Genomic DNA, 22,267 nt, shown 5'->3' with positions numbered 1-22,267 from the left:
GTCACCCGGCCGATCGCTGAACCACATGCTAACAACCGCTTCATTCAATCTTCTACATTTCGCTGCTTGCGATGACCGCCACCGGTCCGAGACGACGAATGCGCTACTTAGTCTTGCCGTACCCGTCCGCGTGAGTGTGTTTTGATAACTCCAGTACCAGGACTCGAATCGAGATCGAACGGTCCGCTGGTGATGACGCCAACGATCGGCGCATGATCGTTTGGAGGAATGCGTTAGTTTGAGAACTGGTATCGTCGTTGGAGCGTTGGGGATCGATTGATCGCATCAGGGTTTCGGCGGTACCGTCGCCAGCGTTGGGTGGCGATCCCCTGAAATGCCAGTGGATGAGTCCGCCGATGGCGTAGATGTCGGTTTTGGGGCTGACGTTGCCGAAGGCAGGGTCGATCTGCTCGGGGGCTGCGAAGCCCAACGTACCACCGAGAACCCGTGTTCCGCCGAGGATCGGGTTGGTCGCTCTGACGGATGCTTGGGAGAAACCGAAGTCCGTAATCGTGACTCGGTCGTGATTGTCAATGAGGATGTTTGCGGGCGTGAGGTCGCCGTGTACCAATCCAGCATCGTGGACCGCCTGTAGGGCTTCGCAGATTTGTCGCAGCCACTGTGAAAAACGTTGCTCGCTGGGGCGGTCGATCGCGTGCATTGGGCGGCCATCAATCCATTCACTCAGAACGTATGGACCGCCCTGCGGTGACTCGCCGTATCCGAGGTAGCGGATGACACCAGGGTGATTGATGCGGGACGCCGCGTTAATTTCCCGGATGAACGACTCGCGAGCCTCTTCGTTTTGCCAGAATGCTTTTCGGAGGAATTTTGCCGCGACGGTGCGTCCATCGGATTGCGTGCTCGCCCGATAGACTTTGCCGAAGCCACCGCTGCCGATTAGTTTTCCAAGCACGAATTGGTTGTAGTTGACTCGTGGCAACGTGGTGGACGAGGCGTCGAGTCGCTGCTCATCCGGATAGCCGGAGAGAGGATTCGTCGCCTCATCCGCTACGGGTGAAAGCAACTGGCGGACCCGTGTGATTCGCCTTCGAACGGTTCGTTCGTCTACCCCCAGCGATTTAGCAATTTCTTGTTGCGTCAGGCCGGCGAGCAAGGCTTCGACGACTAAAAACTGATCGGCCGGAAGTTCTGTTTTTAGTTGGTCCAATAACTCGTCGGAGTCGTCCGCCGAAAAGATCTCGGCTTGGTCTACTGCCTGATCGAGAGGGACTCGAGTTTGCTCGCCACCTCGCTTTGACGCTGAATGACGCTCGATCGATCGCGCTAGCTTTCGACGGGCAAACGTTGCCAGCAATCGCCAAAGCGAAACGCTATGGCTGACCTGGATGCGACTGTGTCTGGCAGCATCGAAGAAGCTTCCCATTGCCGATTGCATGACGGCGTCCGGATCGACTTGCGAGCGATACCGGCGGTTCAGACGGCTAGCAACGAGGGCCACAAGCCGGAAAGCGTAACGGTCAAAAAGGACTTCGGCTGCCTGCTCGTCGCCGCTTTTCCACTGACGCAGCAGCCAACCGTCCGGCCGATCCGTGATCGATTCGGATTTTTGAAATTCTTTTCCGTTGTCGCTGTCCGGTTCCAAGCGTTGATTCTCACTTCCTCGGTAGCGGATCTTGTCAAAGATCCTTTTCGGATGAGGGACTCGTCGCCTCGTCCACTACGACCTAAAGACTAAAGCCTAAGGACTCTTCCATGACAATGGTGGTTACTCAACCCTGCATCGGTTGCAAAGACAAAGCTTGCTTGGTGGTTTGCCCGGTCGAATGTTTTTACACGAACGAAGACGAGCCAATGGTCTACATCGCCCCCGATGAATGCATCGATTGTGGTGCCTGCGTTCCAGAATGCCCAACCGAAGCTATTTTCTATGAAGACGACGTCCCCGAGCAATGGCATCGGTTCATTGAACTGAACGCGACGAAGGCGAAGGAATGCCCCTCGGCACACGACTAAGCCTAGCCGAGCAGTTTGCGCATCGCGGATGCGACGCCGACGGTGACTTCGGTCATCCTGGGATAGTCGAGCGTGTCTGGTGTGTCGGTGGCTTGGTGGTAGTTCGGATTGCGCAAGAAGCTGGTGTCGGTGAGCATCAGGGCGGGATAGCCTTGGTCCCAGAACGAGCTGTTGTCGCTGAGGCGGATCTCGTGGATCTTTTCGGGTAGGCAGATCGAGAACAGGGGCATGCGGCGCGTGCCGCGTTTGAATCCTCGCCGGAATTTCCAGCACAACTTCCAGGATGGCATGTTGCCGACGGCTGCCAGAAAGTTGCCTCGTTGTGGAAAGAATCGGTGCATCCATTTCGGGATGCCCGGCGGAAGCGTCTGCGAGCCTTTCGTCAGACTGTAGTAACCGACCATCTCCAGGCACAGCATTCCAATGATGTTGTCGCCGCGCTCGCGTGAGAGGCGGGCGTGGTGCTGGCTGCCCATCGAATCCATGTTGAAGTACGGCGGCTCTTCGCAAGCGAATGCGACGAATCGGGCGGTTCGTTTTCCACTATGGTCGCGCAGCAATCGGCTGGCTTCGATCAAAACCGCAACGGCGGAGGCATTGTCATCGGCACCGGGAGTGCTGAAGACAGTGTCGTAGTGGGCGCCGAGCAAAACGATCTCATCGGCTCGTTTGGCACCAGGACACTCGACGATCAGATTGGTCGCCTCGTCGCCCATGGCGTCGTAGCATTCCCGCGAATGACTGTATCCCATCTCGGACCACTGACCTTCGATGTAGCCGATCGTGGCCTGAATTGTTTTCGGCTTGCTCAAGGTGCGCGGACCGATCAGTCCCGCAAGCCGATCGACATGCAGTCGCAGATTCTTCTCGATCGTGTCGCGGTCGATTGACATCGTTCAGGGGAATTTAACGCGGAGTTGCGGAGGAGCGGAGAATCGCGGAGGAAAATTTGCTGTGGAAGGGGCGACTATTCGGAAACTCGTGGGCCGTGATAGTTGTTTACGATTCGATGGAGGCCATCAACAAGTTTCGCTTCATGGAAATTGAGAAGCAAACCAACATTCAGGTTCATCAGGCGAAGGTGAGAAAGGGTTTGTGCCTTGTCGATTGGATGGATGGCTGACTTGGCTTTAAGCTCGACGACGATCAATTCTTCGACAAGCAAGTCAGCGCGAAACGCACACGGGTCATGCAAATTGTCGTAGTCGAGGGCCACAGGCTTCTCTTCGACGACTGAGAATCCGCGTTTTCGAAGCTCATACGCAAGACATCGACGATAAACTGTCTCCAATAGACCCGGTCCGAGCCTGCGATGCACCTCAATCGCCGTACCAATAATTGCATCGGTCAATTCATTTTCCGTCATTCCTCTATCCCCCTCCTGAATTCCTGCCGGTCACACCACCATTCTCCGCGATGCTCTGCCCCGCCGCGTTTCAACCTCTCAGCCAACAGCTCGGCACATCCCTAATCGCAAAATCGGGAATTCAATGCGGAGGTGCGGAGAATCGCGGAGGAGCATTCGCTTCGAAAAGGTGCTTCGATTGCAACCGCCATTCAAAAACTAGCGGGCCGCCAAAGATCTTTTCTTCGATTTCCGCCAACGGCGTTCATACAATTCAAACTGCCTATTCTCCGCGATGCTCCGCCACTCCGCGTTTCAGCCTCCCAGTAAACACCTCGGCACATCGTCGCGATTGCCAAGAACGAGAAAAGCAGGCCGTACTTCAGGCAGCCTCCTCACGCTCGATTTGCCGTGCAGTGAACGGCTTCTTGAAGTTCTCCACGGTGTTCCTCGGACCTGACAACGATCGAGAGTGTGATCCCATCAAACCGTGACTCGTTCAACATCGGTGAGACGGCTCGACCGAAATCCGGGATCGTCAACGGACCGTATCCAGTGGCTAAGGTCGGGGAAGCAACGGTCTGTGCACCTCGTTCGATGACCATTTCCAATGCGGTACGCAGCGTTTGCCCAACAAGATCGATCGACGAGTCATAAAACGGATCGATCGCCACCGCATGAAGGATGCACTGAAACGGTAAACTGCCGGCTCCGCTTTGAACGACGGTTCCGGCGGGGACGGCTGAGATTCCATGAGACTTCAGGTAGCTGTGAAGTTCATCTTGGATCGCAGGCCCCACGGCTGAAAGGATGGCGCCGTTGACTCCCCCAGAAAGATTTAACCACGGGTTCGCCGTCGAGATCAAAACGTCAGCGGGACATTGCAGCACATCGCCTACTTTGATCTCTACTTGCATTGATCTAATCCCGACTGCTTTTCGGTTTTTGAAACTGAACGATGACGACTCTTCCGTCAAACTCAGCCCTTGAAAGCTCTTCTTTCATCATATCAAGAACTTGATGAGCTGATCTTCCGCGAGGCTCCGCAAGACAAGGCCGGGAGTTTGGCGCGGAGGAGCGGAGAATTGCGGAGAAAGAAATTGCTGCTGATAGCTGCTCCGTTCCGGCCCGATATTCAGAGGCTCGTAGACCGTGATAGATCAATTCTTCGACATTCACCCACCGCTTTCAAACAAATCAAGCTTCCCATCCTCCGCGATGCTCCGCACCTCCGCTACTCCGCGTTTCAATTGCACACGCACAGCTCGGCACGCCCCCTAATCGATCATTCATTCCGGAAAAGTCAGATAAGATGCCGGCACGGCGTCGACGAGCCAGACGCCATTGGCGGAAAGGTAGAATTGGTGGCCGTCACGATGCATGGTTTCGGCAGCCACTCTCAGGATGATAGGCTTGCCTCGCCGCGAGCCGACCTTCGTCGCGGTTTCTTGATCCGGCGAAAGATGGACGTGGTGACGTGATCGCTTTTGCAGACCAGTAACGCGGATGGTGTCAAGGAAAGCCGCGACCGTTCCGTGGTAGAGAATCTCGGGAGGCGTTTTCTGTTCGAGATTGAGTTCGACGCCTGATACCGAGTGGCCCTGGCTAGCGCGGATTCGCAAGCCATCGTCGCTCAAGGCGAAACGCTTCTTGTCATTTGTAGCGACCACTTCGTGCAGCAGCTCCTGCGTTAGTGCCTTTCCATGGGAGTTTGCTTGGGCAATCAATTCGTCGATGCAGAGCCAACCTTCAGGGTCTAGCTTTGCACCAATCACTTCGGGCCGATGGCGAAGGACCAAGCTGAGGAACTTGCTGGTGGAGACGAGTTTATCGTTGTGAGCCATGTTCAACATTCTAAAGGGTTCACGCATGCCGACGTAGTGGATGAGGCGACGAATCCCTGCGGGGAAGGGAAAGAGAGGGACTCGTCGCCTCGTCCACTACAGAAAAACGCCCGCGACAGAGATTTCCGTCACGGGCGTTTCGATATTTAACCTTTCGTCCTACAGCTCAACGGCTTCGACCTCGCGGACGAAGCGGTTGGTGTCGGACTCTAGGAAGCTACTAACGACGTTGAACACGGCGTCGCTGAAGCCTCCGATGTTCAGGATGTCCTGTCGATCGGGTGCTTGCGTGTTGCCGTATGGGGCGATGTCGATGCAGACCAACTTCGGATCGGCGATGCCGGCCGCTGCTTGCGTCTTCTTAAACTTCTCCCATTCGGTCATGACGCCAGTCGAACCGCCTCGGCCGTATCCGTAGACACGTCCCGAGTTGATCCAGCTTTCGTTGTCGCTGACCAGGACGATTCCCGCAAACGTACGCTTTGCGTAACGCTTGTTGGCCTCGACCAACGGCAACGACACATCCGTTCCGCCGCCACCGTACTTCGACAGCCGTGCCGACAGACTCAGGATCGAATCGCTTGGATCGATATTCGCCGTGTAAGCTTGCGTGTCGAACGGAATGACGACGCTGTCCGGGTTACGACGCAGGATCGCTGCTGCGAACAACGCGGCGACGTCAACGCAACGCATTTTCGACGCGCGACCTCGGCCTTGCCATCCCGTCACCGAGCATCCCATCGATCCAGACGTATCCAGACCGATGATGACCGGCGCCGGTAGCTGTGGAATGTTGCCACATGCGATCTCCGCCGCGTCATGCAACGCTGACGTGATCTTGTGTGGAACTTCATCCGCAGCGTTCAGGTGCGCCGCCAAGAACTGGTATGGGAACTGACGTGAACGTCGAATCGCCTCCGGATCCGCGATGCGGCCGGCAACGTAATCGATCATTGCCTCGTCGGGTCGGTTACCATTCTTGAAAACGTCGTGACGCAACAGCGTGTTCAGGTTCATGCGCAGTGCCTGTGGTCCCATCTGGCGGGCAATTGCCTTCCAGACGATCGGACCCTTGGCCGAGTCGGCCAGCAAGTCCCATCGAACTGATGTTGGAAAGTCGCCAGCGATCAACGCCTGAGCCTCTTCGGTCTCCGCAGCCCGGAACGCCTTCAGTGACTGAACCTCGGCCGGCAAGTCAGCTTCCGTTGCCGGAGCCCACTTGTCGACTTCCTTATCGGTCAGCCAACCAAACAACGCTCGACGAGCGTCATCCTTCGGCGTCGGACGTGCCATTCGCAGGACGTCGCGCAGGCTCGGATCGTTACCGATCGAGCTTGACAGCAGCTTGCCTGTCGAAGCCTCGTTCAGCCAACGCTGGAACGCACGCTGAAGCGAAGACGACAGACCCTTGCGACCAAACTGTCCTGAACGAACCATCTGGAACACCGTGCGCAGAACGCGACCGTTGTCAGCGACTCGGTCAAAGACCTTGTGCATCAGAGCCGTGTCGCGAGTCGACAGCGTGACGAGCAGCGCCGCCGGCATATCCTTCATGTAAGCACGCTCACGTGAGTAGACCGCCAGCTTTGCCAGGAACTCGTTGTCGTCGACCTGGTCGATCAGCTTTCGCAGTTGGTCAAGCTGATCCGAGGCCGTCGCGTAGAACACGTTTCCGAACGTACCGGTAGCCGCAAGCTGCGCGAGCGCATGCTTTGCCGGGAACTTGTACGCCGGACCGCCAGCTTCGTTGACAGCCAGTGCTCGTGGTAGAACGCTCGTGATGCTTGAAAACAGACTCTTGCTAACCATGATATGAAGTTGGAATGATGAAGAGTGAATTGTGAAAGAAGAGGAAAACCTGTAACCTCGTTCCTATGAAAACGGACCTGCCAGATCGAACTTTCGAATTTGCCAAGCGCATTGTGAAACTCTGCCAACTGCTCGAAGAACAGCGTGGCGTTTCGTAGACTCTTGGTCGGCAATTGATTCGGTCAGGAACGTCTGTTGGGGCCAACATCGAAGAAGGCCAAGCGAGTCACAGCCGCAAGGATTTCGCGTTGAAGTGCAACATTGCATGTCGTGAGGCTAGGGAAACGTTGTATTGGCTAAGGTTGATCGCCGAATCGGATATTGTTCCGGCCGATCGGCTGAAGCCGCTGATGGGGGAATGCAACGAACTCATCGCGATTCTTACGACGATCGTCAAGAAAGTCCGGGAATAGCTTTCACCATTCACTCTTCCCAATTCAAACTTCCGTTGTGCTTCACTCCGGCAGTCGAATGTGTTCGCTTGTTGGTTGTGATGCAGCTTTGGAAAATAAAACGCGATCGACGAAGTTGTGATCAGAGGATTTACGGTGCTCTACCACTGAGCTACGGCCCTGGAAAAGTCTCAAGACCCGAGTATTGAGACTTGAGCAAATTCACTCAGGCCTCGCGACTCACAGCTCGAGACTCAAATTGGGCCGGTGGGACTCGAACCCACGACACCCGGCTCCTGAAGCATGTACTCCGAATCGGCAGTCGATCGTGCGCGCTTGCTATTTCCGTTTCTTCTTTAAGTTCTTCCTCAATCGCTTCCACACCTTGCGACCAGTGCCTCGGTCGAGCCGGACGAGCTGGTGTTTGCGGATGTCGAAGATCGCGGTACCGCCTCTCGCTTGCTTGGTGTAAACGAACGGCAAGCAGACGGCGACAACTTTGCTGGGCTGGCCAGCGTCACGGGCTTTGTAGACCGATCGAACCGGTTCGTCCGCCGCAAGCGTGCTGCTGGTGCAGCACCACAGGAAGGATGGCAATTCGTAGATCTCCGTCAACGCGGTGACGTAGTCTCCTGGTTTGATGTCTTCTCCAGCGACGCGTGCTGCCACGTTCGTCGCGAAGTTGGTTTCGGTTGTGGTTTCCATGATTCATATCACTTGATGAAAGTAGTTTTGAATGTGCAGATCGCCTTCGCTCGACACCCGATTACTCGGCGCCGGATGTCCTAATGGCGAAGAATTGAAATTGCACACGCATGGTTACTCTCACGAGCAAATGAAAATGAAAACGGCTGACGAAGTGATGTGTCAGAGATAAGCTCTCCCAATTGAGCTACGGCTCGGCTTGGCCAAACCGACGGGACTCGAACCCGCATCCTTCGATTAACAGTCGATGTACTCCAACTCGGCAGTCAGTCGTGTTTTGTTTGAGCATCCCGCGCAGGGCGTTCGCTCATGGATTTGTAAATACGATCAACGAAGTTATCGATCAGACAGTTCGATGCTCTACCCACTGAGCTACAAAGCGATCCAAAGATTCGCTTTGGCGGGATTCGAACCCGCGACCGTCGCGTGATGTAGTCCAACCTGGCAGTCAATCGTGTATGGGTGGCGACGAAGTCATCGTTCAGAAGCATCAGATAGACGACCAGCGATGCTGGACGGGACTCGAACCCGCTTCTCGTGCAGGCACGTGTCTTAATCAATGTATTCCAAACTGGCAGTCGCCATGTTCGTGTTTCAAAAGCAACCGACGAGGTGTTGACCAGAGGCTTTTTTCCGCGTGTCTTCCAATTGCACCACTGCGATCGTGGATCGCAGACGGGATTCGAACCCGCAAGGTCTTTCGACCACAGAACCCTATGTACTCCGAATCGGCAGTCAGTTGTGTATGGGTGGCGACGAGGTATTGGTCAGATCACAAACGTGTGGGAATCGAACCCACCAACGACGCGAACGTTGTTGCCAGACTCACTGGACGGCACATTGGTTAGCATGTATTCCGAACCGGCAGTCGCCGTGTTTTACGCTTGAACGAAGTGGTTGTTGAGTCGTTTAGGAGCGTCCGTTTTCGGCTTTCGCCGATCGTTGACTGGCACCTTTGTCTGCGAGAGACTCCGGTGACGTTCACTAGCCGGTCGCCCGACATCGCTACCTTAGGCTCCTCATATGTAGACCCAAACGGCAGTTCAAGCATTGTTGGTTTGCGACGGATCGACGAGGTAACAGCTCAGATGGTTCACATTAGCAATATGTAATCCAAGCCTGCAGTCGATTCGTCAGAAACGCTGGTGGGAGTCGAACCCACTTCGACCGGGTTGCAGCCGGTTGCCTGGCCATCTGGCTCCAGCGTTTTGTTGTCCGCCGATGCGACGGACATATTTCAGTCCTTGTCTCTAAAAGTAGTCGTCGCGATTGGAGCCATCAAAAGTGGCCCGACTTGATGCAACATCGTTTGAATCGCAGGCCGCTGCCGCATGGGCAGGGATCATTGCGTCCAAGCTTTTCTTCGAGTTGTTTGTCGCCGTGGACGATTCGCTTTCCACACTTGACGTGAGTCTCAGAGGGGAAGCCGCGTCGGCGTTTACTCATCGGCTCGAAAGCAATGGTCTTCGTTGTGCTCGTTTTTGTATCGCATCGGTCCACTCCAAAATCTGCGATTGGCTTCGGATGGAAACAAGTTGACGATTAAGACTCTTGGTGAGCGATTGGGTTCGCTAATTTCCACCACGGCTTAGTTGATCAACACGTTTCAAAATCGTTGGCAGTCGATGTGGGCCATGCATGGCGCCGATGTTCAGAACTGCTTGGGTGATCGGAAGTCCAACTGCCGTAATGTAAAGTGGGCGATCGCTCTCGCCGCGGCGAAGCTCAGTGGCGTGGTCCGTGTCTTTGAACGGGTTCTTCGCGACACCGATCACGGGAATTTTGCGATCGAGCGACTCGTAGAGATGAGCCCCCAATCCGGGACGGCCATTTCCATCCAGCCAAACGTAGCCGTCGACCACGATGCAAGTCAGTGGTCGATTCAGTTTTGCGAGTACCGCTTGGATGCACGGCAGCTCTCGACGGTAGAATTCGCCCGGCTGATACTCTTTCACCTCATGGATCATCGCTACATGCTCGGCGACTGGGATCGAAGTGTGCCAGTCGTCAATGACAACGCATGCCGCTCGCGCTGCACTATCCGTGTAGCCCACGTCGAGGCAAGCAATCGTTTGGTTTTGCGTCGTGTTCTCCATTTGTATTGGCGTCAATTATAAGTGTTAAGCGTCCTCGCCAGGAATCGAACCTGATCTACGACCTTCGCACGGTCGCGTGCTGTCCGGCACACTCCAAGGACGAAAAATCGCAGGACCGATGAACGGGTCACCGGTCCTGCTTGAATCGAATACAAGATCCGCTTCCATCACGAATCGTGCTTTCCTGAATCCGTTCCGTTCAGACTGACCCGGTCGAGACCGAGGTACAGTCGCGCGTTGCCGTTCTTGGCCAGTTCACGCAGCGTTTCGAGTTCAGCCAGTCGCAGCAGTGCCGGATGGCCTTCCAGTGCCTCGGCTGCCTTAACGCGTTCTGCGTACGCTTGCGTTTCGGCTTCCGCCTTAGAACGCGTCGCTTCCGCTTCGGCCTGCTCACGCAGTCGTCGCGCTTCGGCATCCGCCTGGGCATCGCGTCGCGTGATCTCCGCTCGAGACTCCGCCTCAATCTGCTCGACTTCCGCACGCGTGCGTGCTTCGACCAGTTGAGCCTGGCTGTGTCGCTCGGCGGCCAGAACGCGGTTCATGATCTCCTGCAGGTTTCCTGGGAAGATCAAGTCCTTCACGTCAGCTCGCCTGATCGTCACACCGTAGCTGCCGGCTGATTCCGTGACGTCGGACAGAATATCCTCACTCAGCCGGTTTCGGTTCGTCAGGATTTCCTCCAGCGTCATCGACGCTAGTGAACGTCGCGCCGCAAGCTGAACGTCGCTGTACAGTCGGTCCTCAAAGCTATCGACCGTATGGATCGCAGCCTTTGGATCCGTCACACGGAACTGCACCAGAATGCTGACTCGGATAGCCACCTTGTCAGCCGTCAAGATTTCCTGGCCCTTGATCGTCAGCTCTCGCTCACGAACATCAACCAGCATGCACTCGACGGTCGGCAGCTTTCTGAAGAATCGCTTGCGTGGCGGAATCTTGTAGTGTCCCGCCTCGAGGATCTTCGTCAGCTTACCATCTTCGTAGTACAAACCGCGGTGGGTGTCCTTAATGATGAACTCTCGTCGAGCACCGCTAATCATCATGTTGCACCTCCTGTCGGTTTGCGTGATTGATGATTTGGAATGGTTAAGTGAATGGCGCCTCGGAGCGGAGTTGATGTGAAGTACGAGCTGTCAGATCAGGACAATCTGAGCGATCATTTCGAATGGTGAACGCAGGATCCATTTGTTCGCTCGCTCCTAACGCCGCCGAGGCAAGTAACTCGCCCAGGAATCGAACCTGGTCCGACAGTTTCGAAGACTGTCATGCGATCCAGCACACCCGCAAGTCATGTATTCAAGCGTCCTCGCCAGGAATCGAACCTGGTCTACGACCTCCGCAAAGTCGCGTGCGAATCCGGCACACTCCAAGGACGAAAAAGTTCAGAGCCGACGACTGGATTTGCACCAGCATGGGCCGCTTTACAAGAGCGGTGCCTTTCTCAGTCGAGCCACGTCGGCAAGTTTTCAGGGTGACCGAAGGGATTTGAACCCTTACCTCTTGCTTCACAGGCAAGTGTGCACAAACCGAGTACACCACGGACACCGTATGAAACGGCTCGCCACCGTGGTGGAGAGCCGCGGGTTAATCGATGAACGCGACGTGTCGCATTGCAAGCGATTCGTTTTCTGTGTTCATCATGACTTGATGCCATCCGTTCAAGATGATCGTCTTGTGATCCGGATGACGTACTCGTCCACGAACGAACACACTTGGGTTTCGTCGTTGAGCCACCCAGTGCAGATGACGAAGTTCAGGTCGACGACTTATCATTTGTCGACGCTGGATCTCGGTCACACCGCCGGGGTATTGGTTGCTGACGTAAACCAGTTGTCCTCCCTGCCGAACGACCTCTTCGCACATATGCGGCTTTCCACCGCCACGTGCAATTGGCTCGTTTCGCAATACCAGTCGCTCATCGACAAAGCTCGGGTTTTCGACGGGAACGAAGAACCATTCACCTTGACGGATAAACGCTTCGTTACGTCGACGGTTTCGCTTTCGCGGCTTCACGCCGAGACGGTTTTCGAGTGCTCGCACCGCCGTTGGCTTGAGCGCTTCGAACGCTGTCTTTACAGAAGAAACCGAAGCTCGCTCTGGAACGGCCGCGACGAACCAGTGACGTTCATCGTGTCCGCACAGGAACTTGTGCTTTCCGTCGTCTTGACGCGACATCAACAGCAAGTGCCGCATTGAAGGCTGAACATCGATGACCTGCGTTTCAGCGACCAACTGGGGCTGAATCGCAAGATCGAAGAACTCGCCCTCGGCGTCGTTGCCGATGTCGATCGAAACTTCGGGAGGCGTTCCCCAGCGTCTGGCGATCGGAGGGTGGACTTTTGCTCGAGCACCAATCCGCGTGAATTGACGCTCGATACTCTGCATGCTCATGACAATGCCTTTCAAAAGTGTCAAACAAGCGGAATGATGCCGGCAGCCAACGTGACCGCGATATTCGGCAGTAGCCCGACCAGGAATCGAACCCGGAACTTCTGGTTAGAAGCCAGAGATGATGTCCGTTTCACCATCGAGCCGTTACAAACAAGCGGAAGGAGAGGGAGTCGAACCCTCAAGGCACCATCAAGATGCTCGCCCGGCTAGCAACCGGATACCGTCGCCGATCGGATTGCCCTTCCGTTAATGAGTGGACCGGAAGGGAATCGAACCCTCCCACCGATCTTGCAAGGATCAGTCGCCCCCTTGGAACATGCCAGCCCATATCAGAGGTCCGTCCGGGAATTGAACCCGGTCTTCGTCCATACCACAGACGCGTGCTGCCGCAACACTTACAGACCTTGTGAATCAGTGATCGCGGATGGAATCGAACCATCGATCTTCTGCATGTCACGCAGACGTCTTCGCCGCTGGACCACGCGATCGTTTTGCCAAGTAGTCGAGACAGGAGTCGAACCTGCAAAATCACTTGGCTCTCGACCAAGTCGCTTTTCCGATTTGCGTACTCGACCTTGGAAGTAGCGGATCCGGGGGTCGCACCCGGCGGTCCTGGCTTATGAGGCCTGGCTGAGCACTGGCCCATCCGCGTTGTTGTTTGCACCGAAGTTGCAGGTCTCGGTATCGAGCCGAGCACACCGACCTTATGACGGTCAGTTGGACACCTGTCGCACCTGCAATGATGTTCTTGAAAAGTAGCCAAGGCGAGAGTCGAACTCGCACGCCGCTGTGGGCACGACATTCTGAGTGTCGCGTGTCTACCGGTTCCACCACTTGGCTGTTTGGTGTTTGCAAGAAGTAGCGCGGGAGGGAATCGAACCCACAGACATTTCACGGAGGTTTGAGCTCCGCCGCTTTACCGGTTTGCGTACCGCGCCGTTTGAATTGAAAAGCGTCCCCGATCGGATTTGAACCGACGACCTCTTGCGTGACAGGCAAGCGAGCACTCCGCTGCTCCACGAGGACGATTGAATTGGAAAGTACGGGTACTCGGATTCGAACCGAGACTAATTGGTTGGAAGCCAATCGTGCTGGCCGTTGGACACTACACCCGTATGATGTTTGTAGTAGCTCGAGTGGGATTCGAACCCACAGCATCTCTGGTTCTAAGCCAAAGTGGTCTTCCGGTTGCCTACCGAGCCGTTTGAATCAACCAAGTGGAGCACCGGGGAATCGATCCCCGATTTTCTGCTTGCAAAACAGACGTCTTCCCGTTGGATGAGCGCCCCATGTGTTTCGTGTTTGAAGAGGACAATGTTTGATTAGTGGTTCGCCTCTTTCATAAGTTTTCAGTACCCAGAGCAGGGATCGAACCTGCAAACACTCGGGTTTAAGCCGAGTCGCTCTGCCGATTGGCGTACCTGGGCATGCAAGTAGTCCTGGATGGAATCGAACCATCGTTTCCTGCGTGTAAAACAGGTGTCATAGCCGTTGAACCACAGGACTGTGTTTGTCGATCCGGAGAGCACGTCCCCAAGGATTTGAACCCTGACTTACTGGTTTGGAATCAGCAGTGCTACCGTTACACCAAGGACGTGTTTGAAGTGGGAACGCAAGGCGACTACCACACAATTAAAGGCAGAAGGGTTACAACCTCCCGTGTGGAAACGCTCCCAAGTTGAAGCGGAAGCCGTGGGACTCGAACCCACAACGGTTTGACCCGCAGCTGTTTTCAAGACAGTGTCCTCATCCGGCCGGGTGACTTCCGAGTGTTGCGATTGCTCGCAGCGACGTGAGCGGGAATCGAACCCGCGGACTCCTGGATGAAAACCAGACGATTCTGCCAACAGAATCTACCACGCCGTTTAATTGCTTCATTTGAAGCGAGTACCGCATAGGAGTATCGATCTCCTTCCTGTTGCCTGAGAAGCAACCGACCTAGCCAGTAGTCGAATGCGGCGTTGCAAGGGTAGCCAACCGGAATTGAACCGGCGACAAACTCATTCACAGTGAGTCTCTGGAAACCAGCACCAGATCTGGCCACAGTCGGGTATCAGTGAGTCGCACACTGTCCATGCGTGGTCCCAAACCACACCGCTTACTCCAAGCTATACCCGCAATTCTTTAATGAGCGCCGAGGACAGGAATCGAACCTGTGTTTGCCTGGTTCAGAGCCAGGTGCAACGACCAACAGTTGCCGCCTCGGTGTAAAACGAACTTCAGCACTCCGTCCGGGAATCGCACCCGATCAGCGGGCTTCAAAGGCCCACGTCGCGTCTACGCGCCGGAGAGAATTACAACACTGCAAGCTCCGGTGGATGGGCTCGAACCATCAATCGTCTCCTTAACAGGGAGCCGCCCTACCGATTGGGCCACACCGGATTCTTAACTCAACAGTCAGGATGGCTGGATTTGAACCAGCGGTCTCGTGCACCCGAAGCACGCAGATTGCCAGACTTTCCCACACCCTGATAACAAAAAGCGCCCAGTGGGAGTCGAACCCACACTTCCGCCATGGCAAGGCAGCAGGCTACCGCTACATCATGGGCGCAAAATTGCATCACAACCAAATTGTCAAAGATCACGGATGCACGAGGCATCCAAAGAGCACCGAGTCGGAATCGAACCGACGTCTCCTCGTTACGACGGAGGGATCTTCCCGCTAGACGATCAGTGCTTGTTGTTTGTTTCAGTGGGACCGGTGAGAATCGAACTCACATCGTTCGGTTTAAGAGACCGATGCATTACCTTGTCTGCCACAATCCCAAATTGTGTTGTCGTTGTTTCGTTGCCAGTCGGCGCGGAAGGAATCGAACCTTCAACCCTCGTCTTATAAGGACGCCGCTCTTACCACTGAGCCACGCGCCGTAAGTGGGGCCGGAGAGGATCGAACTCTCACCGAACGGATTAAAAGTCCGTCATGCTGCCAGTTACACCACAACCCCAAGAATGATCTGGGGTATGCGTTTCAATCGCTGAAGCATGTTTGGTTCTCCTTCGTGTTCGTTGTCATAAGTGGTAGCCCCGAGGATCGAACTCGGCACAACCTCGTTATCAGCAAGGCCTGGACAACCAGCCCTCGACTACCATGTGGTTCCCATTCAAGTCGGACACCTCGGAGTCGAACCGAGACCCTCCTGCTCCCAAAGCAGGCGTGCTTCCATCTGCACCTGTATCCGATGTGTTTTGCCGATTCCGTCGGCGCATATCTTCCTTGTCAGTGGGCCGGGAGGCGCTCGAATCCTCGTCTGCGGTTCTTCAGACCGCCGCTAGACCGTCTCAGCTACCAGCCCATGTTGGCTTGTTTGGTTCGTCCGATAGGGACACGAAAAAAGGCTCGATGTCTGCGTGACACCGAGCCTTCATGTAGAAAGCAGTTCGCTTAGAGCGAGTGTCACGTGAGCAATCGATACGGGGAATTACCGGGCAGGAACGTACTGGCTAAAGACCAATCGCTACCGCCGAAGGTATTCCCTTCGTGTATCCGTTCGAGTTGATTTGATTGCTGTTTGGTAAACATCAGAAAGCTCTGCTCGCTTCTCTGGGTGTGACTTTTATGCTCCGGCTTGGCCGGTTCTGGGGTAATAGACGCTATCGGATCCGAATGGTTCGCGAAAAAACTCGCTTTCACAAAACTAGATGCGCTGCGCGGCGAAGTTATTTCATGCTCGCAAGAAAAACTTTGCCATCTCTCGGACGAAAGTCAAACGATTCATCCATGCTTTTGTACTCGCAGCTTACGAGATTTTCTCTGGCGACCAATTAAGCAAACTGATCGTGTGCTCGAAGATGTCGGAGATGGTGGGCAGCATGCGCGGTGTGGATTTCGAGAATCTTCTCGCGTGGCAATCGGCCGAATCCTGGATGCGGAGCGAAGTTGCCGGAGTGACTTAGCAGTCTTGTAACACTTGCCGCAAACGCTTCCACTTCGGTTGCATCTTCCAAGTTATCGGGCGGAACGAACATTGGAGCCGTTCGTATCCCACGAGGAGAATCACCGCTCAGCACCTTGGGCAACAGCAGTCGTCGCACCAAAGGTCGCAATGGCGCAAACAGCGACATCCAAATCGGATAGCCATCGACGCTGGGATCTTGAACCAAAACCAGGTGCCGACAGATCTGCCCGAGCGACCAGTTTCCGTGCCGGACATAGCCGCTAACCAACAATTGCCGAGCGTCATCAACGGCGGCTTCGAGATTGTTGAACTGCAATTGACGGAGGTCACTCATATGTCTGCGGCATCTCGGTAGAATCTGAATCTTTCGAGGCACATTATGGGCGACACGCCTGAAGATTGACACCAGCGATGAATACCGACGCCATTCAAGTCCGACCGGCTCGCAGCGATGATCGTGATTGTATTCTTGTAGTGCATCTGAATGCATTCGGCGGGGACGAAGGTCCTGCGATAGTGAGCTTGCTACAAGAGATGCTCGACGATCCGACAGCGAAACCGATCCATTCATTCGTTGCCGAGTCAAATGACGAGATTGTCGGTCACGTGCTCTTCACGTCTGTAACGATCAAGTCGGCCAGCGTCTCTACCGATGCTACGAATGCCCAAATCTTGGCGCCCTTGGCTGTACCCAGCGAACTGCATGGCAAAGGTATCGGCACGCATCTCGTCAAAGAGTCATTGCAACAACTTGCCGCAGTCGGCGTGCAACTTGTTTTTGTGCTCGGTTACCCAGGCTACTATTCTCGATTTGGTTTCGTGCCCGCCGGTGCTCGCGGTTTGCAAGCTCCTTATCCGATACCTAAGAAGAACGCAGACGCTTGGATGGTTCTGGAATTGGAAGCTGATGCGGCCAAATCGTTCGACGGCACGGTCAAGTGCTGCGAAGCTTTGAGCCACCAAAAATACTGGGTCGAGTGATGGGCGGTGCTGCATCACTACAGCTTAGACCGTTCAGACCACAGGACGCAGAAACGTGTTTGGCATTGTTCAGGGATTGCGTCCATCGTGTTAATTCACGCGACTACACGCCCGACCAGATCGCGGCGTGGGCTTCACCGACGATAGATCTTGAAACATGGCGTGCACGGTTCCATGATCGTTTCGCTTACGTTGCAACGGTAGATGGTTGTATCGTTGGCTTCACCGATATGACACGGGCAGGACATCTCGATCGCCTGTTTGTATCCGCCGACCATCAGGGCCGCGGTATCGCTCGCGGACTTGTTAGAAGACTTCTAAACGACGCCATCGATCATTCAATCGAAGAGATCACGACGGACGCCAGTATCACCGCAAAACCATTCTTCCAGCGAATGGGCTTTAGCGTCGTTCGCGAGCAGTCCGTCGAGTGCCGCGGAGTATGGATGACCAACTATCGAATGCAGCGAGCCGTTCAAGCCGAAGCTAGTTGACCCTGCAAGTTCCATCGTCGCAGCGCCCCGTCAATCGCAAGCGGTTCTTAGCAAAGACGCGATAGCCGAACTCGAGGCCGTGCGAGATGCCGGGCAGGCGAGTGAGCGAGACAATCGGCTTCAGGCCAACGGCGGCATACAGTCGACGAAAGACCTCGACGCCCGTGATCCACTCGCCACTGGGCAACCGACCTTGGATCTCGTCCATGAAGTCTTTCATTGTCATTGCGTAGCTTGCCGGGCTAAACGAAGGGTCGGCGATGTCGGTAAAGCGAATTCGATGCTTTCGATCGAGTCGACGAAGCAGTTTGATCTCGCGCAGGCAAAGTGGACACTCACCGTCGTAGAAAACCTCCACCTGCCAGTCGTTGTTCACTTCGCTGCTCATGAGTCCTGCGCCGTCTCGCTGTCAGACTCCGAATCGCCTTTCTCGGGTTCCTCAACCGACGTTTTCATGCGGATCAGGATCTCGTTCCGGCGGAGCGCTGCTGGAGTGAACGGCGGATCGTAACCAGCCGCCTCCGCCGACTCCTCTCCTTCCAAGCCTTGACTCTTCATCCATTCACGCAGCTCGGTTTCTTTTTCTTTGGCGAGCTTGGAATCGAGCTTGCCGGGGAAGCGAACCACGGCGAACCGGCCGCCCTTTCGCTCTCGCAGTTTCACGCCTTCACCTTTCGGATCGGGAGCTCCCTTTGCCGCGACTTCTTTGGGCATCACAAACCCCATCGAGACTTCTGACTTGCCGATTTCGCCTTCCATGAATACCGGCGTCGTCATCGCGATCTTCTGCTCAGCTTCGTTGGCTCCGCTGATGTACTGGAACAGTCGCATGAAGCTTCCATCCCGACCTTGCGAGTCCATCTTGGAATCGGTCGCGACCAGCATCAAGTTCGGGTATTCGCGGACTTCAAAACTGCCGTCGGACTCGATCACTTTGTATTCGGCTGACTCGTACCCCGCTCGAGTGGTCATCGCCAGGGCGAACGTGCAGACCAGAGCGACTCCGAGGAATCCCGCGATATAGATCATTGCTCGTTTCATCCGTCCCAACTCCATCGTTTTGAACTTTCTTGACTGTCTTACTGTAGGCACCCGGCTAGCAACGGCCATGCTGCCATTGACACTTGCCAATCCTGCCCTTGAGCAAATCGTATGGGGTGCAAAGTCTTTGGAGAAACATTAATGGGCGAAGGCCAACCGGAACTATCGAGAGGCGAGATCGATCGTGTCATCATGATGGCCTGGGAAGATCGCACCAGCTTTGACGCCATCCAGGACCAGTTCGGCCTGTCCCCGGGCGACGTCATTAAGTTGATGCGTCGAGAGATGAAGCCAAGTTCCTTCAAGCTCTGGCGAAAGCGAACTCAGGGGCGAGTCACCAAGCATGAGGCCAAGTTCGCCAAAACCGTGAACGGCGACGAACTCCGGCGGTTCCGAGCGTCGTCTCAGCGAGGATAACCACGTTGGCGAAGATCAAACGAGTCAGGACAAAGCCCTGCGGTCGCTGCAATGAAACCAACGATGTTCTCTACCGGGTTCGCGTCGAGGAAGACGGCGACTGGATTTTCGTTTGCCCGACCTGCCTCGGCAAAGTCAAACCTGACAATCCACACTATCAATACGGTGGAACCTGGAAGAGCAAGAAGCGTCATTGACTGGTGAAGCTTCCATCTCCAGTCGAGCCTTCCGGTTCATCCGGTACCGGGTGAACGACTGGATACGGCGGCATGCCAGGATAGTACTCACCGGGGTGACCGGGCGGCAGGTTGTCCGGCGCGGAGTAGCCAGGCGGTACGTAGTACGGATGGTCGGGCGGCAGTCGCGGCCAAGTGTGGATCGGCGGCGGGGCTTCGATCACGACGGGTTCTTCGGGTTCCGGCGGCCACGGCCAATCCTCGGGCCACCAGTCGGGCCGCGATCCCGAGCTGGACGTCTCATCGTCGGTGCTGGATCCTTCCGGCGGATCGGGATCGGCGGGCAACGATGGCGACTCGCTACCGGGCGGATCAAACGGCGGAATGAATGGAGGCGGCGGCATTTCGGGTTCGAACGAATCATGCGGGGTCATCGCAGGGCACTCCGTTGCAATGGATTTGGATGAACAAACTGGGTGCGGTTCGATGGACACAGTCCGCACTGGTGAATCGCTTTTGTCTGCAAGAACCGGCGAACTTCATCGTCGCTCGCGTCCGGTGAGCAGGCTTGGTAATCGCGGAACGGTTGCCATTGCGGTAGGTGGTGCAACTTCAGCTTTGCTTCGAGTTGTGCGTGGTACGCGAGCGCTGGACATTTCCAGAGCTTTGCTTGATAAAGTTGCGTGCAGGTTTTCTGCATACAAACCCGATAGGCCGATTTCGGTTCGGAATCGAAGGGAACCGGCTTACCATCTTTGACGTTGTATTGCCGCATCCAACCGCGATGCGACTGTCGAATCTTGATCTGAATACCGGGATGCTCTTCTCGCCATCGCCAAACAGTCTGTTTCACCTCGTGGAATCGATCGAGGTATGACGGGTGGGTACCATGCTGACTGACCTCAAGCCGGCAATTGGTCTCGATAAGAGTTCTCGGAAGCGCGGGATGCCGAGCAAAGAAAAACCCGTTGGTTACTAACATCAGATCCGAGTGAGGCCAACACGCGCGAGCCAATCGCAGATGCTCGATCAAGTTTGGGTTCAGCAATGGTTCACCGCCGAGCAATGCGAATCGCTTCGGTAGGATGCGATGATTCCAGACTTCGTATTCCGCTTTTGCATCAGCAGGCGTAGGCATCGTGCCCGCCAAGCGGAAATTGCTGTAATGACTGCACTGCTGACACGATAAATTGCAACCGTGTGCGAGGTGATACTCCAACGCCGGAAGGTCGATCATCGCCAAATCACCTGCTCCAAACCGTGTTTCTCCAGCCCGCGTTTTAGGAATTGCGGACGATGTCGCTTGTAGCCGGGCGGATCGATGTGTTCATGCTTGAATGAATGGGAGACGTCGCAGGCCACATTGACGCCAGCGACTTTGCATCGCCAAAAGAAATCCCAGTGTTCTTCAACCTTCAGAGACTCGTCCCAACGGATCGCTTGCAGAATGTCGCGGTAGGCGACGAAGCAATTGCCCACGTAGTGGCACCAACGAATCGAGCCTCGTTGTTTCAGAGCGCCACGATGGATACGGAGACGACGACCGTTGCTTCTCAGTAATCGCGGACGCTCCTCATCGTTGCTCAGGGCCGCGAGCAGATCGATGTCGTTGTGCTTATTGAGCTTGTCGACCAGCTCCGGAAGTCTTGTTCGCTGCGTCACCAAATGATCGTCATCGGTGAAGACGACGATTGGCGTCTCGCTCGCGTCGAGCAATCGATTGCGGCCTGCGGATAATCCAATATCGAAATCTGTCTCGATCAATTGGTCCACCATTGCCGCTTCGGTCGGACAATTGGTAGAGAATCGCAACTCCGGTTTGCCATCGTCGAGCACATGGATCGCCGGTCGATTGGTTCCGTAGTACTCGTGAATGCTCCGCACGAGTGCAGCGCAACACTGCGGTCGATGGATCGTCTTGATGCAGAATGTGACTTGATCACGCATGGACGATGCCGCCTCCTGGGTATCGCATTGAATGGAAGCCATGTTTGCGAAGGCCGAGCTTCCTGAACTTTGGCCGGCAGCGCAGATCGCCGTAGGGTTTGGCTCCAACGTGGGCATGAACGACCATGCAGTCCTCCGCCACGGCGACTTTGAGTTTTTCAATGTGGCTGGCCCGGTAGAAGAATTCCCAATGTTCGTAGGTCTTGATTTCGGGATCCCATCGCAGCTTGGCGATCGTGTCTCGGCGCGCGAGAAATGCGTTGCTGGACATATCGCACCAAGCCAGCGGGCCGATGCGCCGATGTTCGCCTCGGAACATCCAGATCCGCTGACCATTCATCAGCGGAGCAAACAGCATCGGCCGGCCGCCGTCTCCCTGACGCACGCCGAGGATGTCGATATCGTGCTGCTGGATCCGCTCGTAAACTCGATGGAGGTGCAGGTCCGGCGTGATGACGTGATCGTCGTCGAGTAAGAAAATGAATTCAGTTTCGGCGGCGTCGATCACCGTGTTACGCCCCACACCGACTCCGACGTCGTGACGATCAAGATCAATCACTCGGCAGTGTTTAGCAGTCTCCGGATACTTGACCGAAAACCGCAACTCAGGCCGACCATCATCGACCACGACGATTTTCGGATCAAAATAGTGCGTTCGCAGTGACTCCACCAACCGATGGCAGGACCACGGCCGATGGATGGTCTTAATGCAGAAGGTGATATCGTCGGGGGTGAATTGCTTTGCTTCGCTCATAC

The 22,267-nt window shown here is 55.3% G+C and carries 24 protein-coding genes and 29 tRNA genes; 6 read left to right on the top strand and 47 right to left on the bottom strand.

The features are described from left to right. Positions 1-103: 103 nt before the first annotated feature. Positions 104-1,606, bottom strand: coding sequence for a sigma-70 family RNA polymerase sigma factor (locus FYC48_RS04430; RefSeq protein WP_149495410.1), 1,503 nt, complete (start codon positions 1,604-1,606; stop codon positions 104-106). Between the two features lie 110 nt (positions 1,607-1,716). Between FYC48_RS04430 and FYC48_RS04425 the strand changes: the two genes are divergently transcribed. Beyond that, positions 1,717-1,977: a 4Fe-4S dicluster domain-containing protein gene (locus tag FYC48_RS04425; protein WP_149495409.1), complete on the top strand. Its 261-nt coding sequence runs from the start codon at positions 1,717-1,719 to the stop codon at positions 1,975-1,977. Between the two features lie 2 nt (positions 1,978-1,979). Here the strand turns inward: FYC48_RS04425 and FYC48_RS04420 are convergent, their stop codons facing one another. From FYC48_RS04420 to FYC48_RS04400, 5 genes are all read right to left on the bottom strand, one after another. Next, positions 1,980-2,870, bottom strand: a complete 891-nt coding sequence (locus FYC48_RS04420; RefSeq protein WP_149495408.1) for a M28 family peptidase — start codon at positions 2,868-2,870, stop codon at positions 1,980-1,982. A 74-nt stretch (positions 2,871-2,944) separates the two neighbouring features. Continuing rightward, the gene (locus tag FYC48_RS04415; RefSeq protein WP_149495407.1) at positions 2,945-3,343 is read right to left on the bottom strand and encodes a GxxExxY protein; all 399 of its coding nucleotides are present in this window, start codon (positions 3,341-3,343) and stop codon (positions 2,945-2,947) included. A 374-nt stretch (positions 3,344-3,717) separates the two neighbouring features. Further along, complete coding sequence (locus FYC48_RS04410) at positions 3,718-4,239, bottom strand: macro domain-containing protein (RefSeq protein WP_149495406.1); 522 nt, start codon at positions 4,237-4,239, stop codon at positions 3,718-3,720. A 372-nt stretch (positions 4,240-4,611) separates the two neighbouring features. Beyond that, positions 4,612-5,166, bottom strand: coding sequence for an RNA 2'-phosphotransferase (locus tag FYC48_RS04405; RefSeq protein WP_149495405.1), 555 nt, complete (start codon positions 5,164-5,166; stop codon positions 4,612-4,614). A gap of 159 nt (positions 5,167-5,325) precedes the next feature. Further along, complete coding sequence (locus tag FYC48_RS04400; protein ID WP_149495404.1) at positions 5,326-6,975, bottom strand: TROVE domain-containing protein; 1,650 nt, start codon at positions 6,973-6,975, stop codon at positions 5,326-5,328. Between the two features lie 173 nt (positions 6,976-7,148). On the opposite strand from FYC48_RS04400, the gene FYC48_RS28765 reads away from it, so the two are divergent. Further along, positions 7,149-7,388, top strand: a complete 240-nt coding sequence (locus tag FYC48_RS28765) for a four helix bundle protein (RefSeq protein ID WP_200836533.1) — start codon at positions 7,149-7,151, stop codon at positions 7,386-7,388. 318 nt (positions 7,389-7,706) lie between these two features. Here FYC48_RS28765 and FYC48_RS04390 read toward each other — a convergent pair whose 3' ends face one another. The 35 genes from FYC48_RS04390 to FYC48_RS04220 form a co-directional block, all read right to left on the bottom strand. Next, entirely contained in the window at positions 7,707-8,072 is a 366-nt protein-coding gene (locus tag FYC48_RS04390) for a hypothetical protein (protein WP_149495403.1), read from the bottom strand. 1,137 nt (positions 8,073-9,209) lie between these two features. Further along, positions 9,210-9,280 (bottom strand) — tRNA-Cys (locus FYC48_RS04385). Positions 9,281-9,350: 70 nt separating this feature from the next. Next, entirely contained in the window at positions 9,351-9,518 is a 168-nt protein-coding gene (locus tag FYC48_RS04380) for an SEC-C metal-binding domain-containing protein (protein ID WP_200836532.1), read from the bottom strand. A 125-nt stretch (positions 9,519-9,643) separates the two neighbouring features. Then, positions 9,644-10,183, bottom strand: coding sequence for an endonuclease V (locus FYC48_RS04375; protein WP_235034057.1), 540 nt, complete (start codon positions 10,181-10,183; stop codon positions 9,644-9,646). A 152-nt stretch (positions 10,184-10,335) separates the two neighbouring features. Further along, positions 10,336-11,211, bottom strand: coding sequence for a slipin family protein (locus tag FYC48_RS04370; protein WP_200836531.1), 876 nt, complete (start codon positions 11,209-11,211; stop codon positions 10,336-10,338). A 343-nt stretch (positions 11,212-11,554) separates the two neighbouring features. Further along, positions 11,555-11,628, bottom strand: a tRNA-Thr gene (locus FYC48_RS04365). A gap of 9 nt (positions 11,629-11,637) precedes the next feature. After that, positions 11,638-11,714: transfer RNA gene (locus FYC48_RS04360), tRNA-His, on the bottom strand. A 38-nt stretch (positions 11,715-11,752) separates the two neighbouring features. Further along, positions 11,753-12,559 carry a hypothetical protein gene (locus FYC48_RS04355; RefSeq protein WP_235034056.1) on the bottom strand — a complete coding sequence of 269 codons (807 nt, stop codon included), beginning with the start codon at positions 12,557-12,559 and terminating at the stop codon, positions 11,753-11,755. Positions 12,560-12,630: 71 nt separating this feature from the next. Further along, a tRNA-Arg gene (locus FYC48_RS04350) sits at positions 12,631-12,702 on the bottom strand. Between the two features lie 12 nt (positions 12,703-12,714). Then, positions 12,715-12,804 (bottom strand) — tRNA-Ser (locus FYC48_RS04345). Between the two features lie 9 nt (positions 12,805-12,813). After that, positions 12,814-12,885, bottom strand: a tRNA-Ala gene (locus FYC48_RS04340). A gap of 89 nt (positions 12,886-12,974) precedes the next feature. Then, positions 12,975-13,047 (bottom strand) — tRNA-Val (locus FYC48_RS04335). 11 nt (positions 13,048-13,058) lie between these two features. Next, positions 13,059-13,134, bottom strand: a tRNA-Leu gene (locus FYC48_RS04330). A gap of 181 nt (positions 13,135-13,315) precedes the next feature. Then, positions 13,316-13,399 (bottom strand) — tRNA-Leu (locus FYC48_RS04325). A 19-nt stretch (positions 13,400-13,418) separates the two neighbouring features. Continuing rightward, a tRNA-Leu gene (locus FYC48_RS04320) sits at positions 13,419-13,497 on the bottom strand. 15 nt (positions 13,498-13,512) lie between these two features. After that, positions 13,513-13,585 (bottom strand) — tRNA-Asp (locus FYC48_RS04315). Positions 13,586-13,600: 15 nt separating this feature from the next. After that, positions 13,601-13,674: transfer RNA gene (locus FYC48_RS04310), tRNA-Gly, on the bottom strand. Positions 13,675-13,687: 13 nt separating this feature from the next. Continuing rightward, positions 13,688-13,761, bottom strand: a tRNA-Leu gene (locus FYC48_RS04305). A 16-nt stretch (positions 13,762-13,777) separates the two neighbouring features. Further along, positions 13,778-13,848 (bottom strand) — tRNA-Ala (locus tag FYC48_RS04300). 64 nt (positions 13,849-13,912) lie between these two features. Beyond that, a tRNA-Leu gene (locus tag FYC48_RS04295) sits at positions 13,913-13,986 on the bottom strand. A gap of 7 nt (positions 13,987-13,993) precedes the next feature. Then, positions 13,994-14,065, bottom strand: a tRNA-Val gene (locus FYC48_RS04290). Positions 14,066-14,085: 20 nt separating this feature from the next. Continuing rightward, positions 14,086-14,156, bottom strand: a tRNA-Trp gene (locus FYC48_RS04285). A gap of 87 nt (positions 14,157-14,243) precedes the next feature. Then, positions 14,244-14,326 (bottom strand) — tRNA-Ser (locus FYC48_RS04280). Positions 14,327-14,347: 21 nt separating this feature from the next. Beyond that, positions 14,348-14,422 (bottom strand) — tRNA-Glu (locus FYC48_RS04275). A 105-nt stretch (positions 14,423-14,527) separates the two neighbouring features. Next, a tRNA-His gene (locus FYC48_RS04270) sits at positions 14,528-14,603 on the bottom strand. A 265-nt stretch (positions 14,604-14,868) separates the two neighbouring features. Continuing rightward, positions 14,869-14,941 (bottom strand) — tRNA-Asn (locus FYC48_RS04265). A gap of 15 nt (positions 14,942-14,956) precedes the next feature. Continuing rightward, positions 14,957-15,030, bottom strand: a tRNA-Pro gene (locus FYC48_RS04260). A gap of 9 nt (positions 15,031-15,039) precedes the next feature. Then, positions 15,040-15,110: transfer RNA gene (locus FYC48_RS04255), tRNA-Gly, on the bottom strand. A 55-nt stretch (positions 15,111-15,165) separates the two neighbouring features. Next, positions 15,166-15,236, bottom strand: a tRNA-Thr gene (locus FYC48_RS04250). Positions 15,237-15,252: 16 nt separating this feature from the next. Then, a tRNA-Lys gene (locus FYC48_RS04245) sits at positions 15,253-15,325 on the bottom strand. Between the two features lie 29 nt (positions 15,326-15,354). Continuing rightward, positions 15,355-15,427 (bottom strand) — tRNA-Ile (locus FYC48_RS04240). A 4-nt stretch (positions 15,428-15,431) separates the two neighbouring features. Next, a tRNA-Lys gene (locus FYC48_RS04235) sits at positions 15,432-15,504 on the bottom strand. Between the two features lie 161 nt (positions 15,505-15,665). After that, positions 15,666-15,738 (bottom strand) — tRNA-Pro (locus FYC48_RS04230). Positions 15,739-15,780: 42 nt separating this feature from the next. Continuing rightward, positions 15,781-15,852: transfer RNA gene (locus tag FYC48_RS04225), tRNA-Phe, on the bottom strand. A gap of 469 nt (positions 15,853-16,321) precedes the next feature. Then, positions 16,322-16,789, bottom strand: a complete 468-nt coding sequence (locus FYC48_RS04220; protein ID WP_149495401.1) for a DUF1569 domain-containing protein — start codon at positions 16,787-16,789, stop codon at positions 16,322-16,324. Positions 16,790-16,866: 77 nt separating this feature from the next. On the opposite strand from FYC48_RS04220, the gene FYC48_RS04215 reads away from it, so the two are divergent. Both FYC48_RS04215 and FYC48_RS04210 read left to right on the top strand, forming a co-directional pair. Continuing rightward, complete coding sequence (locus FYC48_RS04215; protein WP_149495400.1) at positions 16,867-17,436, top strand: GNAT family N-acetyltransferase; 570 nt, start codon at positions 16,867-16,869, stop codon at positions 17,434-17,436. Beyond that, complete coding sequence (locus tag FYC48_RS04210; protein WP_149495399.1) at positions 17,436-17,930, top strand: GNAT family N-acetyltransferase; 495 nt, start codon at positions 17,436-17,438, stop codon at positions 17,928-17,930. Before FYC48_RS04215 ends, FYC48_RS04210 begins: the two co-directional genes overlap by 1 nt. Here FYC48_RS04210 and FYC48_RS04205 read toward each other — a convergent pair. Together FYC48_RS04205 and FYC48_RS04200 are read right to left on the bottom strand one after the other, a co-directional pair. Further along, positions 17,923-18,318: a thiol-disulfide oxidoreductase DCC family protein gene (locus FYC48_RS04205; protein WP_149495398.1), complete on the bottom strand. Its 396-nt coding sequence runs from the start codon at positions 18,316-18,318 to the stop codon at positions 17,923-17,925. The two genes, FYC48_RS04210 and FYC48_RS04205, sit on opposite strands and share 8 nt — an antisense overlap. Further along, positions 18,315-18,971, bottom strand: a complete 657-nt coding sequence (locus FYC48_RS04200; RefSeq protein WP_149495397.1) for an SOUL family heme-binding protein — start codon at positions 18,969-18,971, stop codon at positions 18,315-18,317. Before FYC48_RS04200 ends, FYC48_RS04205 begins: the two co-directional genes overlap by 4 nt. A 141-nt stretch (positions 18,972-19,112) precedes the next feature. On the opposite strand from FYC48_RS04200, the gene FYC48_RS04195 reads away from it, so the two are divergent. After that, positions 19,113-19,388 (top strand): TIGR03643 family protein, encoded by a 276-nt coding sequence (locus FYC48_RS04195; protein ID WP_147872733.1) that lies wholly within the window; start codon positions 19,113-19,115, stop codon positions 19,386-19,388. A gap of 5 nt (positions 19,389-19,393) precedes the next feature. Next, on the top strand, positions 19,394-19,585 hold the full coding sequence (locus FYC48_RS04190; RefSeq protein ID WP_199773766.1) for a hypothetical protein: 192 nt from the start codon (positions 19,394-19,396) through the stop codon (positions 19,583-19,585). Here the strand turns inward: FYC48_RS04190 and FYC48_RS04185 are convergent. The 4 genes from FYC48_RS04185 to FYC48_RS04170 are packed head-to-tail and all read right to left on the bottom strand — an operon-like array spanning position 19,579 to position 22,265. After that, positions 19,579-19,998 carry a hypothetical protein gene (locus tag FYC48_RS04185; protein ID WP_149495396.1) on the bottom strand — a complete coding sequence of 140 codons (420 nt, stop codon included), beginning with the start codon at positions 19,996-19,998 and terminating at the stop codon, positions 19,579-19,581. The genes FYC48_RS04190 and FYC48_RS04185 overlap by 7 nt on opposite strands. Beyond that, positions 19,995-20,801, bottom strand: coding sequence for a radical SAM protein (locus FYC48_RS04180; RefSeq protein ID WP_200836530.1), 807 nt, complete (start codon positions 20,799-20,801; stop codon positions 19,995-19,997). The genes FYC48_RS04185 and FYC48_RS04180 overlap by 4 nt, the downstream gene beginning before the upstream one ends. Further along, a complete protein-coding gene (locus tag FYC48_RS04175) occupies positions 20,798-21,511 on the bottom strand; it encodes a glycosyltransferase (protein WP_149495394.1) in 714 nt (237 codons plus the stop codon). The genes FYC48_RS04180 and FYC48_RS04175 overlap by 4 nt, the downstream gene beginning before the upstream one ends. After that, entirely contained in the window at positions 21,504-22,265 is a 762-nt protein-coding gene (locus tag FYC48_RS04170; protein WP_149495393.1) for a glycosyltransferase family 2 protein, read from the bottom strand. Before FYC48_RS04170 ends, FYC48_RS04175 begins: the two co-directional genes overlap by 8 nt. Positions 22,266-22,267: the final 2 nt, after the last annotated feature.

Source organism: Roseiconus lacunae (assembly GCF_008312935.1).
Taxonomy (GTDB): domain Bacteria; phylum Planctomycetota; class Planctomycetia; order Pirellulales; family Pirellulaceae; genus Stieleria; species Stieleria lacunae.
This window is presented reverse-complemented; position numbering and strand designations above follow the sequence as displayed.

What these genes read in the sequence shown, in the direction of transcription:
- FYC48_RS04425 (WP_149495409.1), top strand. Translation starts at nt 1,717, where the DNA reads ATGACAATGGTGGTTACTCAACCCTGCATCGGTTGCAAAGACAAAGCT.
- FYC48_RS04420 (WP_149495408.1), bottom strand. Translation starts at nt 2,870, where the DNA reads ATGTCAATCGACCGCGACACGATCGAGAAGAATCTGCGACTGCATGTC.
- FYC48_RS04415 (WP_149495407.1), bottom strand. Translation starts at nt 3,343, where the DNA reads ATGACGGAAAATGAATTGACCGATGCAATTATTGGTACGGCGATTGAG.
- FYC48_RS04410 (WP_149495406.1), bottom strand. Translation starts at nt 4,239, where the DNA reads ATGCAAGTAGAGATCAAAGTAGGCGATGTGCTGCAATGTCCCGCTGAC.
- FYC48_RS04405 (WP_149495405.1), bottom strand. Translation starts at nt 5,166, where the DNA reads ATGGCTCACAACGATAAACTCGTCTCCACCAGCAAGTTCCTCAGCTTG.
- FYC48_RS04400 (WP_149495404.1), bottom strand. Translation starts at nt 6,975, where the DNA reads ATGGTTAGCAAGAGTCTGTTTTCAAGCATCACGAGCGTTCTACCACGA.
- FYC48_RS04390 (WP_149495403.1), bottom strand. Translation starts at nt 8,072, where the DNA reads ATGGAAACCACAACCGAAACCAACTTCGCGACGAACGTGGCAGCACGC.
- FYC48_RS04380 (WP_200836532.1), bottom strand. Translation starts at nt 9,518, where the DNA reads ATGAGTAAACGCCGACGCGGCTTCCCCTCTGAGACTCACGTCAAGTGT.
- FYC48_RS04370 (WP_200836531.1), bottom strand. Translation starts at nt 11,211, where the DNA reads ATGATGATTAGCGGTGCTCGACGAGAGTTCATCATTAAGGACACCCAC.
- FYC48_RS04355 (WP_235034056.1), bottom strand. Translation starts at nt 12,559, where the DNA reads ATGAGCATGCAGAGTATCGAGCGTCAATTCACGCGGATTGGTGCTCGA.
- FYC48_RS04220 (WP_149495401.1), bottom strand. Translation starts at nt 16,789, where the DNA reads ATGAGTGACCTCCGTCAATTGCAGTTCAACAATCTCGAAGCCGCCGTT.
- FYC48_RS04215 (WP_149495400.1), top strand. Translation starts at nt 16,867, where the DNA reads ATGAATACCGACGCCATTCAAGTCCGACCGGCTCGCAGCGATGATCGT.
- FYC48_RS04210 (WP_149495399.1), top strand. Translation starts at nt 17,436, where the DNA reads ATGGGCGGTGCTGCATCACTACAGCTTAGACCGTTCAGACCACAGGAC.
- FYC48_RS04205 (WP_149495398.1), bottom strand. Translation starts at nt 18,318, where the DNA reads ATGAGCAGCGAAGTGAACAACGACTGGCAGGTGGAGGTTTTCTACGAC.
- FYC48_RS04200 (WP_149495397.1), bottom strand. Translation starts at nt 18,971, where the DNA reads ATGAAACGAGCAATGATCTATATCGCGGGATTCCTCGGAGTCGCTCTG.
- FYC48_RS04195 (WP_147872733.1), top strand. Translation starts at nt 19,113, where the DNA reads ATGGGCGAAGGCCAACCGGAACTATCGAGAGGCGAGATCGATCGTGTC.
- FYC48_RS04185 (WP_149495396.1), bottom strand. Translation starts at nt 19,998, where the DNA reads ATGACCCCGCATGATTCGTTCGAACCCGAAATGCCGCCGCCTCCATTC.
- FYC48_RS04180 (WP_200836530.1), bottom strand. Translation starts at nt 20,801, where the DNA reads ATGATCGACCTTCCGGCGTTGGAGTATCACCTCGCACACGGTTGCAAT.
- FYC48_RS04175 (WP_149495394.1), bottom strand. Translation starts at nt 21,511, where the DNA reads ATGCGTGATCAAGTCACATTCTGCATCAAGACGATCCATCGACCGCAG.
- FYC48_RS04170 (WP_149495393.1), bottom strand. Translation starts at nt 22,265, where the DNA reads ATGAGCGAAGCAAAGCAATTCACCCCCGACGATATCACCTTCTGCATT.